This window comes from Photobacterium damselae subsp. damselae, assembly GCF_038086725.1.
GTDB lineage: Bacteria > Pseudomonadota > Gammaproteobacteria > Enterobacterales > Vibrionaceae > Photobacterium > Photobacterium damselae.
On record NZ_CP146970.1, the window covers coordinates 252,661 to 265,029 of the forward strand.

The 12,369-nt window shown below is 43.8% G+C and carries 9 protein-coding genes; 6 read left to right on the plus strand and 3 right to left on the minus strand.

Going from position 1 to position 12,369, the window contains the following annotated elements; all coding sequences use genetic code 11:
• Window positions 1–83: 83 nt before the first annotated feature.
• Window positions 84–4,301: a DNA-directed RNA polymerase subunit beta' gene (rpoC, locus tag WAX86_RS01185; protein WP_065172500.1), complete on the plus strand. Its 4,218-nt coding sequence runs from the start codon at window positions 84–86 to the stop codon at window positions 4,299–4,301.
• 133 nt (window positions 4,302–4,434) lie between these two features.
• Here the strand turns inward: rpoC and rsd are convergent, their stop codons facing one another.
• Complete coding sequence (rsd, locus tag WAX86_RS01190) at window positions 4,435–4,917, minus strand: sigma D regulator (protein ID WP_341489001.1); 483 nt, start codon at window positions 4,915–4,917, stop codon at window positions 4,435–4,437.
• A gap of 157 nt (window positions 4,918–5,074) precedes the next feature.
• Here rsd and nudC point away from each other — a divergent pair, with 157 nt between their 5' ends.
• Both nudC and hemE read left to right on the plus strand, forming a co-directional pair.
• Entirely contained in the window at window positions 5,075–5,857 is a 783-nt protein-coding gene (gene nudC / locus WAX86_RS01195) for an NAD(+) diphosphatase (protein ID WP_158135575.1), read from the plus strand.
• Between the two features lie 170 nt (window positions 5,858–6,027).
• The gene (gene hemE / locus WAX86_RS01200; RefSeq protein ID WP_065172503.1) at window positions 6,028–7,095 is read left to right on the plus strand and encodes a uroporphyrinogen decarboxylase; all 1,068 of its coding nucleotides are present in this window, start codon (window positions 6,028–6,030) and stop codon (window positions 7,093–7,095) included.
• 150 nt (window positions 7,096–7,245) lie between these two features.
• On the opposite strand, the gene WAX86_RS01205 is transcribed toward hemE, so the two are convergent.
• Complete coding sequence (locus tag WAX86_RS01205) at window positions 7,246–8,157, minus strand: D-2-hydroxyacid dehydrogenase (RefSeq protein ID WP_341489002.1); 912 nt, start codon at window positions 8,155–8,157, stop codon at window positions 7,246–7,248.
• A 61-nt stretch (window positions 8,158–8,218) separates the two neighbouring features.
• Between WAX86_RS01205 and WAX86_RS01210 the strand changes: the two genes are divergently transcribed.
• Window positions 8,219–8,806: a YjaG family protein gene (locus WAX86_RS01210; RefSeq protein ID WP_237031191.1), complete on the plus strand. Its 588-nt coding sequence runs from the start codon at window positions 8,219–8,221 to the stop codon at window positions 8,804–8,806.
• Window positions 8,807–9,367: 561 nt separating this feature from the next.
• Entirely contained in the window at window positions 9,368–10,690 is a 1,323-nt protein-coding gene (gene brnQ / locus WAX86_RS01215; protein ID WP_176283775.1) for a branched-chain amino acid transport system II carrier protein, read from the plus strand.
• 108 nt (window positions 10,691–10,798) lie between these two features.
• Here the strand turns inward: brnQ and WAX86_RS01220 are convergent, their stop codons facing one another.
• A complete protein-coding gene (locus WAX86_RS01220) occupies window positions 10,799–11,854 on the minus strand; it encodes a CNNM domain-containing protein (RefSeq protein WP_005301815.1) in 1,056 nt (351 codons plus the stop codon).
• Window positions 11,855–12,083: 229 nt separating this feature from the next.
• Between WAX86_RS01220 and hupA the strand changes: the two genes are divergently transcribed.
• Window positions 12,084–12,356 carry a nucleoid-associated protein HU-alpha gene (hupA, locus tag WAX86_RS01225; RefSeq protein WP_005301812.1) on the plus strand — a complete coding sequence of 91 codons (273 nt, stop codon included), beginning with the start codon at window positions 12,084–12,086 and terminating at the stop codon, window positions 12,354–12,356.
• Window positions 12,357–12,369: the final 13 nt, after the last annotated feature.

The following is a 12,369-nucleotide window of genomic DNA, read 5'->3' on the forward strand; positions in this document are numbered from 1 at the left end:
ATACTTACTAGTTACTCCGGTATAAATATGAAGGCGCCAGATGACTGGCGCCTTTATGGGTCAACTCCTCACAGGAGCCGAATGTGAAAGACTTACTTAAGTTTCTGAAAGCACAACATAAGACCGAAGAATTTGATGCGATCAAAATCGGTCTAGCTTCACCTGACATGATCCGTTCATGGTCTTTTGGTGAAGTTAAAAAGCCAGAAACCATTAACTACCGTACCTTTAAGCCTGAGCGTGACGGTCTTTTCTGTGCACGTATCTTTGGCCCGGTTAAAGATTACGAGTGTCTTTGTGGCAAATACAAGCGCCTAAAGCACCGTGGTGTTATCTGTGAAAAATGTGGTGTTGAAGTTACTCAGACCAAAGTACGTCGTGAGCGTATGGGTCACATTGAGCTTGCTTCACCTGTTGCCCACATCTGGTTCCTAAAATCGCTACCATCTCGTATCGGTTTGCTAATGGACATGCCACTACGTGATATCGAGCGTGTACTTTACTTCGAATCTTACGTAGTAATCGAACCAGGTATGACCAACCTTGAGCGTAGCCAGCTGCTTTCTGAAGAGCAGTACCTAGATGCGCTTGAAGAGTGGGGCGACGAATTTGACGCTAAGATGGGTGCAGAAGCGGTTAAAGCACTATTGGCCAATATGGACCTTAATGCTGAAATCGAACTTATGCGCGAAGAGTTAGAAGAAACTAACTCTGAAACTAAGCGTAAGAAGCTAACTAAGCGTTTGAAGCTAGTTGAAGCATTTGTACAGTCAGGCAACAACCCTGAGTGGATGATCCTATCTGTACTGCCAGTTCTTCCACCGGATCTTCGTCCGTTGGTACCGCTAGATGGTGGCCGTTTCGCGACTTCAGATCTTAACGATCTATACCGTCGTGTAATCAACCGTAACAACCGTCTAAAGCGTCTGCTTGACTTAGCTGCTCCTGATATCATCGTACGTAACGAAAAGCGTATGCTGCAGGAGTCTGTAGATGCATTGCTTGATAACGGTCGTCGTGGTCGCGCAATCACAGGTTCTAACAAGCGTCCTCTGAAATCTTTGGCTGATATGATCAAAGGTAAGCAGGGTCGTTTCCGTCAGAACTTGCTTGGTAAGCGTGTAGACTACTCAGGTCGTTCTGTTATCACAGTAGGTCCATACCTGCGTCTGCATCAGTGTGGTCTTCCTAAGAAGATGGCACTTGAGCTATTTAAACCATTTATCTACGGTAAGCTAGAGACTCGTGGTCTTGCGACTACAATCAAAGCTGCTAAGAAGATGGTTGAGCGTGAAGAAGCAGTTGTTTGGGATATCCTAGACGAAGTAATTCGCGAACACCCAGTAATGCTAAACCGTGCGCCGACACTGCACCGTCTTGGTATTCAGGCATTTGAACCGATCCTAATCGAAGGTAAAGCGATTCAGCTTCACCCACTAGTGTGTGCGGCATACAACGCCGACTTCGATGGTGACCAGATGGCGGTTCACTTACCATTGACTCTAGAAGCACAGCTAGAAGCACGTGCTCTTATGATGTCGACTAACAACATCCTATCGCCTGCGTCAGGTGATCCGATCATCGTACCTTCTCAGGACGTTGTATTGGGTCTTTACTACATGACGCGTGACATGATCAACGCGAAGGGTGAAGGCATGTACCTAGCTGGTTCTGCTGAAGCTGAAAAAGCTTACCGTACTGGTTCTGCAGCTCTACACGCACGTGTAAAAGTTCGCATTACTGAGTACAAGAAGGACGAGCAAGGTAACCTAACTCCAGAAACTAAGCTAGTTGATACGACTGTTGGTCGTGCAATGCTATGGACTATCGTACCGAAAGGTCTGCCATACAGCCTAGTGAACACTGAAGCTTTAGGTAAGAAGCAAATTTCTAAACTGCTTAACACTTGTTACCGTGAATTGGGTATGAAAGAGACTGTAGTCTTTGCTGACCAAATCATGTACACAGGTTTTGCATATGCGGCACTTTCTGGTGTTTCTGTTGGTATCGACGATATGGTTGTACCAGAAGCGAAATACACTAAGATCGCAGAAGCAGAAGCAGAAGTTGCAGAGATCCAAGAGCAGTTCCAGTCTGGTCTTGTTACTGCTGGCGAACGTTACAACAAAGTTATCGATATCTGGGCAACAGCGAACGAACAAGTTGCTAAAGCTATGATGGATAACCTGTCTTTCGAAACTGTTATTAACCGTGACGGTGAAGAAGAACAGCAGAAGTCGTTCAACAGCGTATACATGATGGCCGACTCAGGTGCTCGTGGTTCTGCCGCTCAGATTCGTCAGCTTGCTGGTATGCGTGGTCTGATGGCTAAGCCGGATGGCTCAATCATCGAAACGCCGATCACTGCGAACTTCCGTGAAGGTCTAAACGTACTTCAGTACTTTATCTCTACTCACGGTGCTCGTAAGGGTCTTGCGGATACCGCACTTAAGACTGCGAACTCAGGTTACCTAACTCGTCGTCTAGTAGACGTAGCACAAGACGTTGTAATTACAGCGGATGACTGTGGTACTCACGGTGGTATCTCTATGATGCCTCTGATCGAAGGTGGTGATGTTAAAGAAGCACTACGTGACCGTGTTCTAGGTCGTGTGGTTGTTGAAGACGTTCTAAAACCAGGTACAGAAGAAGTTCTTATCCCTCGTAACACCCTAATCGATGAGAAGTGGTGTGACATTATCGATGCGAACTCTGTTGACCTAGTTAAAGTACGTTCTGTGGTTACCTGTGAGAACGACTTCGGTTGTTGTAAGCTATGTTACGGTCGTGACCTAGCTCGTGGTCACCTAGTGAACACTGGTGAAGCCGTTGGTGTTGTTGCAGCACAGTCAATCGGTGAACCGGGTACACAGCTTACCATGCGTACGTTCCACATCGGTGGTGCGGCATCGGCAGCTGCTGCTGAAAACAGCATCCAGGTTAAGAACAACGGTTCTGTGAAACTACAGAATGCTAAGTTCGTAATCAATGGTGAAGGTAAACTAGTTATTACTTCTCGTGCGTCTGAAATGACCATCATTGATGAGTTTGGTCGTACGAAAGAAAACTACAAACTACCATACGGTTCTCACCTAACTAAGAACGACGGTGATGAGGTTAAAGCTGGCGAAGTTATCGCTAACTGGGACCCACACACAATGCCAATCATCACTGAAGTGGCAGGTCGTATCCAGTTTGTTGACCTAATCGATGGTGTGACTGTATCTCGTCAAACTGATGAGCTAACTGGTCTATCTATGATTACCGTACTTGACGCTGCAGAGCGTACAGGTGCAGGTAAAGATATGCGTCCAACTGTTAAACTAGTTGATGAAAACGGTAACGATGTAATGATCTCTGGTACTGAAATTCCAGCTCAATACTTCCTACCTGGTAAAGCAATCATCCAACTAGATGACGGTGCTCTTGTGGGCATTGGTGATACGCTAGCTCGTATCCCTCAGGCATCTGGCGGTACTAAAGATATCACCGGTGGTCTACCACGAGTTGCTGACCTATTCGAAGCTCGTAAGCCTAAAGAACCAGCAATCCTTGCGGAAATTACTGGTACTGTTTCTTTCGGTAAAGAAACTAAAGGTAAGCGTCGTCTAATCCTGACTCCTGCAGAGGGTCAGCCATACGAAGAGATGATTCCTAAGTGGCGTCAGCTTAACGTATTCGAAGGCGATAAAGTTGAGAAAGGTGACGTAATCGCTGATGGTCCAGAGTCTCCACACGATATCCTACGACTACGTGGCGTGTTCGCAGTAGCAGAATACATCGTGAACGAGGTTCAGGAAGTTTACCGTCTTCAGGGCGTTAAGATTAACGATAAGCACATCGAAACGATCATTCGTCAGATGCTGCGTAAGGTAACAATCACAGCTCCTGGTGATTCTGAGTTCCTAGAAGGTGAGCAGGTAGAATACTCTCGTGTAACTATCGCGAACCGTCAGCTAGAAGCTGAAGGCAAAACTCCTGCAGCATATGCTCGTGACCTACTAGGTATCACTAAAGCATCGCTAGCAACAGAATCATTCATCTCTGCTGCGTCGTTCCAGGAAACGACTCGCGTACTAACAGAAGCTGCAGTTTCTGGTAAGCGTGATGATCTACGTGGTCTGAAAGAGAACGTTATTGTTGGTCGTCTGATCCCAGCTGGTACTGGTTTCGCACACCACCAACAACGTCAACGTAGCCGTGATGCTGAGTTCGAGCCAGTAGCACCTCAGATCGATGCTGAACAAGCATCACAAGATCTAGCTGCACTGCTTAACGCAGGTCTTAGCGACGAAGATTAATCTTGCCGCGACAAGATAAAATAAAAGGCACCCTCGGGTGCCTTTTTTATTGTCTATTTTTTATATTATCCATTTCGCAACGTTTAATGATGTTGCTAGACATATCTAAACCATCGAGCATTTAAGCTGGTGGCTAGGCGCCTGGTGGGTAAGATAGGCTGTCACTAATCAGTTCTATTAACCTATCTTCTAAGGCAAAGCGTACTTCTAATAACTCACCTAGATCGGAAATATGCTGATTGAAATTAGCCAGATTATCATCATCATTGATACCGACATAAGCCTCTGCAAAATTCAGCAATGGCTCTGTCGTCAGAGAAATTTTCTGATAGTGAGCTGAGATCTCTTCAGTAGGCGAATAGCCAGTTTGATGCCAGCGTTCCATCACCATATCGTATATTTTGAAGTGACCAGCGGAGATGTAGTCGATGAGCTGTTCACAAAAGAAGGTGAGTTGTTCTGGTGTAGGAAGATGATTTCGTGCAGATTGATTGGGTGGTAAACCTGCCAATTTGCAGTAATCAATTAGCAGTTGTTGGCGCATCATTAGCCATTGGTCGATGACATCATTATGACCGCCCCATTCTTTTTTGACCTGTTCGAATTTACTTAGCATGAGCGTTCCCTCATGATCTCATGTAAGGTAACCTAGTTACACATTACGACAACGATCGTTTCTCTAATCGAATATAGAGAGCCTTAAGGAATCATTTCCTTATATAAGGTTAGATTGCCAGTAAACGTATTTTCCTGCAAGGACGGATGTGACATTCATGTTAAAAAAGAGAGATACCGCATATTGGTGCCTAGTTGATGATCAGGGCATTTTATTGATAAATCATGATCTTCCTTGTCTAAGTGCCGAAGCGTTAGGGATAGATCCTAAAATTGCGCATCATATTGGTGAGTTTAATCATATCCCTGTTTATGCCATTTATGCCCCGCCTCAGCTTGAACTTGGTGAGTATCGATCCTTGCGTGACTTACTTTTTCTTCCTTCCCCTTTGTTCAATCTAGCTTCAAGAGCAATGGAGTTGGGATATATGCAAAAGAGTCAGCGTTTTTGTGCTCAATGTGGAGGGGCGTTAACATTTACTCCTGATGAAAATGCTATGCGGTGTCAACAGTGCGATATGGTTCATTATCCACGTTTATCGCCTTGTATTATTGTGGCAGTACGTAAAGACGAATCTATTCTATTGGCCCAGCACCCTCGTCATAAAAATGGAATGTACACGGTGATCGCCGGGTTTGTTGAAGCGGGTGAAACACTGGAGCAATGTGTGGCTCGGGAAGTATTTGAAGAGACCGGAATTGTTGTTGATAACATCCAGTATATAGGTAGTCAACCTTGGGCTTTTCCATCGAACTTAATGATGGCTTTTGTGGCGGATTATCAAAGTGGCGAGTTAAAGCCCGATTATGCCGAGCTAACAGATGCGATTTGGGCCCATTATCAACAACTCCCACCTGTTGCACCGAAAGGAACGATTGCCCGAGAACTGATTGAGCAGACATTATTGCAGATCAAACAGGGAAAAGATCAGCAGAATTGACGCTTTTTTGCTATAGTTTGCCCATTTCTTACCGAGTGATTATCCCTATTAGTCCATCGTTTTGCTAAATGGTGCTAATCGGTATAACGCGTTCGACAGGCAAGTTATTTTATGGTCTATTGTGGCCCCTTAGTGACCTTTTAGGCTAATCAGAATCGTTGGAGTCTCTAATGAGCGAATTAAAGAATGACCGCTATCTACGTGCGTTGTTAAAACAGCCGGTAGACTGCACACCCGTATGGATGATGCGTCAAGCAGGCCGTTACCTACCTGAATACCGAGCAACCCGTAGTGTTGCAGGTGACTTTATGTCGCTATGTAAAAATGCAGAGTTAGCCAGTGAGGTGACTTTGCAACCGTTGCGTCGTTTTGAGTTAGATGCAGCGATTTTGTTCTCTGATATTCTGACAATCCCTGATGCGATGGGTTTAGGCCTATACTTTGAAGCAGGTGAAGGTCCAAAATTTGAGCGTCCTATTACTTGTAAAGCCGACGTAGACAAGATTGGTCTTCCTGATCCTGAAGGCGAACTACAATACGTTATGAATGCTGTTCGTCAGATCCGTAAAGATTTGCAAGGCCAAGTGCCATTGATCGGCTTCTCGGGTAGTCCGTGGACATTGGCAACTTACATGGTTGAAGGTGGTAGCTCAAAGGCTTTCACTAAGATCAAAAAGATGATGTATGCCGAGCCTCAAACTCTACACCTATTGTTAGATAAACTAGCAGACAGTGTCATTGAATACTTAAATGCTCAGATTAAAGCTGGCGCACAAGCTGTTATGGTATTTGATACATGGGGTGGTGTATTGACGCCTCGCGACTATAACGAGTTTTCTTTACGCTACATGCATAAAATTGTGGATGGCCTAATTCGCGAAAACGAAGGTCGCCGTGTACCTGTGACGCTATTTACGAAAAATGGTGGCATGTGGCTTGAGCAGATCGCAGCAACCGGTTGTGATGGTGTTGGTTTAGACTGGACTATTGATATTGCAGAAGCAAAACGTCGCATTGGTGATAAAGTTGCTCTGCAAGGTAACATGGATCCATCAATGCTGTACGCTCAACCTGAACGTATTCGTCAAGAAGTGGCGACTATCCTAGAAGGATTTGGTGAAGGTGGTACAGGTCATGTGTTTAACCTTGGCCATGGTATTCACTTAGATGTTCCACCTGAAAATGCTGAAGTTTTTGTTAATGCGGTTCATGAGCTTTCTAAGCCATACCATAAATAAGCATTAACCAACCTAAATTATAGAGCCCATACCATATTGCCGTGGTGTGGGCTTTTTTTTATCTATTATTAATCAAAGACAAAAAGAAAAGAGCACCAAAGATCCTTATTTAGATCCTGTTTGTTATTAAAAATAGCGTAATTTAACAAGTCAGTATCCTTTGCTGAAGTCAATTTGATAATTGAGTGTCTGATTATTTAGCCATCTAATATAGTTTATTTTAAATATTTCAATAACTTGCTCAGGAAAGCTCTCGGCTGCAATGTGAGGGGTAATAGATATCTGAGGATGACCCCATAGTTTGGAGTTTTGCTCCAGCGGTTCGGTTTTAAATACATCTAAATAAGCATGGCGGATCTGATTGCGATCCAATGCTTGATAAAGATCGGCAATATTAACCGCATTACCACGTCCAACATTAAACAGTAGGGCTTGATGGCAGTGGCTAAACGTTTGGTGATTAAAAAGATCGGTGGTATCGCTGGTGGCAGGAACAACAGACACTATCACATCTGCTTGTTCTAACGCTTGCGAGAGTTGGGCGGTGGCATAAATACGATCAAACAGCTCACAGGGAGAGTTACCGTGACGATTAACCCCGATAACCTGACAGTGAAAAGCTTTTGCAACTTGGGCGAGGTGCTGGCCAATACTGCCTGTACCTATGATAACCAGCGTCTTACCTGCAATGGATTGATAAGGGAGGGGGCGCCATTGGTGTTGTTGCTGCTGTTTGCTATATAGAGGAAAGTGTCGACTATGACTAAGCCATTGACCAAAAACATATTCTGCAATTAGAGGGCCAAAACATCCTCGCACATTTGTTAGGTGATAATCTTGTCGTAATTGTGGTTTGGTTAAGGCATCAATGCCGGCAAATGTTGATTGTAACCATTTTAATTGCGGATAATCATCGAGATAAGCTGCGATCTCTGGTGGATCTGCTAGAATGATCGTCGCTTGCTTGGGATCATTGGTGATTTCAAGTAAGGGTAGAGGTGTCGCAGCTAAAAGACGTTCATAGGCTTGTTGTTGCCGTGAGACGATCGCTAGTTTGTGCATATGTATTCCCTTTATGATTTTATAAGCAGAGTCCTTGCTGATAACTATCGCAGATTATCCTATGTTAAAAAACCCAATCCAGCTTCGTCTTGAAAAACTTGAACCTTGGCAACATCTAACGTTTATGGCTTCTTTATGTGAGCGTATGTACCCAAACTACGCTTTCTTCTGTGCAGAAACTGATTTTGCTGATGCTCGTCAATATCGCTCAATCTTAGACAGCATTTGGGAGTTGTTAACGGTTAAGAGTGCCAAAATCAACTTTGAAAACCAGTTAGAGAAACTGGAAGAGCTAGTCCCTGTTGCTGATGATTTCGATCTATATGCGGTCAATCCTGCTATTGATGCGTGTATGGCACTTGCTGATCTACTGCACGCTTTACTTGATCGTGATCTGATGCTCGAAACGGTATTAAAAATTAGCTCGTTATCAGTAGATACTGTGGTTGATTTAGAACAAGCACGAGAAGGTATTGAAATTACCAATGACAACCAAAAACAGTGTGAAGCCGTTTGTGTTGAATGGGATATGCAGTGGGCGATTTTCCGTGCATTGAAAGAAGCTGAGAAGCGCGATATTGAATTGATCAAAGGTCTTCGTCGCGAACTTCGTGAAGACGCTGTCAGCAATATTGGCATTGCTTTATAACAGCTATTAATAGATCGCGCAGTGATTATATAGAAGAGGAGATAATGTTCTCCTCTTTTTTTGTCTCTTTTTTAAGCAGAAAATAGCTTTCATAAAGTAAGCTAGTGTGAAATATGAGCAATTGTTTTATTTGTGTTTGTTATTTGGTGAATTTGTTAAGTTTTAAATTCTGAATTTTAACTTGAAAACCAGTGAATCCAACTGGTTTTTAGCTTAATTGTAACCCATCTTACTTATTTTATTTTGTCGCTTGTGTTTGTATTTTGTCCCCTTTATAACTAAAAGGGTCGACAGGGAGTAATGAGCTTCTTGTCATTGTTTGTCAGCTAACGCAGTAGGAATCGCCATGAACTGTTTTTCAGTACACAGCTTAGATGCGCCGCATAGCCGTATGGTTATGGCTCAATCTCTCCTTCTGCTCTCTCTGAACCTTATTTAGAGCTGGCAGGCTATACCCTAATTTCTGTCAGCTTGAGAAGAAGCTGGCAGTGACCTAACACTCTCTTATTTCACTTAACGTTTCTTCCAAGCTGAAAGGCAAACTAAGAACAAAGGAAGACTATGTTAAGTGCTCGCAACATTGCCGCTTTAGGCTTTATGACTTTCGCCATGTATCTAGGTGCAGGCAATCTAATTTTCCCTCCTTTTTTAGGCTATCAAGCTGGTGATAATTTCATGAGCGGTATGATGGGATTCTTACTAACGGGTGTAGGCCTTCCTGCTTTAGCTCTTGTGATGGTAGCTCTAGTCAAAGGCTCCGATAATTTAACCGCGGCTCTACCTAAGCCATTAGCAACGGCTTTTTGGGTTATGGTGTTTATTGTTATTGGTCCTGCATTTGTGATTCCCCGTGCCATTACTGTGGCGTATCAGTTTAGCTTTGCTCCATTTTTAGGGGATAACAGTGCTCTGGTTCCATTCTCTATTGCGTTTTGTTTGATTGTCGTGCTGTTCTCTCTATTTCCTGGCAAGTTAGTGGATACCGTGGGTAAATGGTTAACTCCTGCACTACTGGCTATTTTGGCTGTGATGGCTGTCTTTGCGTTTCTATTTCCGATGGGCAAAGTAGAAATGGCTACCGGTCCTTATGTTAATGGCGCATTTGCAGAAGGGTTAACTCAGGGATATATGACCATGGATGCCTTAGGCTCGATTGGCTTTGGTTGGGTGATTTTCCGTGCCATTAAAAGTATGGGAGTTGATTGCCCACGAGCAACGGCTAAATACACCTTAATGGCTGCCGCTATGTACGCAGCAGCCATGGCCGCGGTTTATTTATCATTGGCTTATATTGGAACAAATAGCGCTAATTTAGGTGCTGAGTTTACCAATGGTGGCGAGATCTTAACGGCGTTTACCAATCTACACTTTGGCGCATTTGGCACCATGTTATTGGGTGTTGTGATGGTGCTAGCTTGTTTGACAACGGCCATTGGTGTGACGACAGCAGGTAGTGAGTTTTACAGTCGTACCTTTAGCAAAGTGACGTACAGTAAGAGTGTATGGGTTACTATGATTCTAGCGGGTATGATTGCAAATGTGGGATTAGAGCAGTTGTTAGCCATTACCTTGCCAGCCGTTGTTGCCCTACATCCGATTGCGATTGCATTACTATTAATTGCGCCTTTGCGTAAGCAGTTATCTTCAACTATGGTGCTGGTGGCCGTAGCAACTGCAGCCGGATTTGGTATTGTAGATGCTACTCATATTTTGGGAGCTATGCCTGAAGCTGTAACGGCTTGGTGTGAACACTATTTACCGCTTTATCATTATTATGCGAGTTGGGTGGTTCCAACGGTTGTAATAATTGGCTTAGGCTGGGGGATATCAGCCGTAAATGCCTCTCGTACTACGCCAGAGCAAGTGGTTTGTGATAATTCATAATGATGATTATTTACAGCTCTGGTATGAAAAATACAAGATGAGATGAAAAACAAAAAGGGCCGCGTTTATTGCGGCCCTTTTGCTTTAATGCAGATTTTTAATTAAGCATTATTCGCTGTCTTTATTTTCAATCACGCCATGAGTGCGTTTCCATTTTTCCCAACGTTGGAACGCGAGCTGTTGCATGTCGGTATTTTTATCAGCTTCATCGACAATCTCTTCGCCTACTAAGCTTTCAAAGATATCTTCTAAGGTCACTAAACCTTGTACGGTACCGTATTCATCTACGACAAGAGTTAATTGTGAGCGTTCTTTCATTAGGCGTTCAAACGCTTGTGGTACGCTAAAAGTATTCATCACAATAGGTAATGGACGCATCAAGGTGCCCAGCTCTTTTTGGCCACGGCCCGCTTGGCTTTCTGCAAACAACTCTAAACGGTGGACAAAACCGACGATGTTATCATTTTGCTCGCTATAAACTAATGGACGAGAAAATGGACTCTCTTTGTGCATTGAGAGAAATTCATTAATCGATTGTTCTGCATTTACACGAAAGAGGACCGGACGAGGGGTCATAATTTTCGTTACGCTTACATCTCTAAATTGGAGCAAGTTAGTCAAAATTTTTGATTCGCCTTCAGCCAATTCGCCATTTTCATGAGCCAATAGCGCCATAGCTGAAATTTCATCACGCAGTTTAGGCTGTTCATGACCGCGAGATAGGCGGCGAGTAATTTGCTCAGACATCCATACCAATGGGATCAGCATGATCACCATCCAGCGTAATAGTGTGGCACTCATTGGTGCTAATTGACGCCAGTAAGTTGCACCGATGGTTTTTGGCACAATCTCAGACAGCAATAAAATGGCGATAGTTAATACGCCCGAGAATACACCAAGCCACTCACTACCAAATACGATGGTAGCTTGAGCACCTGCCGTTGCCGCACCTATGGTATGAGCAATCGTATTTAGGGTTAAGATAGAGGCGAGGGGCCTATCAATATTGTCCTTTAACGCAGTCAATTTTTCTGCGGCAGGGTGGTTTTGCTGTCTCAGTGTTGCGATGTAACTGGGTGAAATACTCAGTAGAACGGCTTCTAAAACCGAACATACAAATGAAACACCAATGGCGGTAGTGATGTAAACAGTAAGCAGTATCATGGGGATCCAAGGGTCAATGACTATAGATATTCGGCTATATTAATCGGGCTTAGAGCAGATAAATACAACTATTTACTACTTATATTTAGTAACATTTTGTGAAGCTGCGCTCACTTTGTGGTTAAAGAGTCTACAGATGAGCTAAACAATGCTGACAAACCTTTGCCACATGGGCGTAATTTGAATTAGAGTTGTCCCGTCTTACGAAAAACCTTAGAAGGGAAACCTAATGAACAAGACCCAACTGATTGACCTGATTGCAGAGAAAGCTGACCTATCTAAAGCTCAAGCAAAAGCTGCACTAGAAGCAACTCTTGATGGCATCACTGATGCACTTAAAGAAGGTGACCAGGTTCAACTAATTGGCTTTGGTACTTTTAAAGTGAACCACCGTGCAGCGCGTACTGGCCGTAACCCACAAACTGGTGCGGAAATCCAAATCGCAGCAGCTAATGTTCCTGCATTCGTAGCTGGTAAAGCACTGAAAGATTCTGTGAAGTAATCTATAATCCGCC

What these genes read in the sequence shown, in the direction of transcription:
- rsd (WP_341489001.1), bottom strand. Translation starts at nt 4,917, where the DNA reads ATGCTAAGTAAATTCGAACAGGTCAAAAAAGAATGGGGCGGTCATAAT.
- nudC (WP_158135575.1), top strand. Translation starts at nt 5,075, where the DNA reads ATGTTAAAAAAGAGAGATACCGCATATTGGTGCCTAGTTGATGATCAG.
- hemE (WP_065172503.1), top strand. Translation starts at nt 6,028, where the DNA reads ATGAGCGAATTAAAGAATGACCGCTATCTACGTGCGTTGTTAAAACAG.
- WAX86_RS01205 (WP_341489002.1), bottom strand. Translation starts at nt 8,157, where the DNA reads ATGCACAAACTAGCGATCGTCTCACGGCAACAACAAGCCTATGAACGT.
- WAX86_RS01210 (WP_237031191.1), top strand. Translation starts at nt 8,219, where the DNA reads ATGTTAAAAAACCCAATCCAGCTTCGTCTTGAAAAACTTGAACCTTGG.
- brnQ (WP_176283775.1), top strand. Translation starts at nt 9,368, where the DNA reads ATGTTAAGTGCTCGCAACATTGCCGCTTTAGGCTTTATGACTTTCGCC.
- WAX86_RS01220 (WP_005301815.1), bottom strand. Translation starts at nt 11,854, where the DNA reads ATGATACTGCTTACTGTTTACATCACTACCGCCATTGGTGTTTCATTT.
- hupA (WP_005301812.1), top strand. Translation starts at nt 12,084, where the DNA reads ATGAACAAGACCCAACTGATTGACCTGATTGCAGAGAAAGCTGACCTA.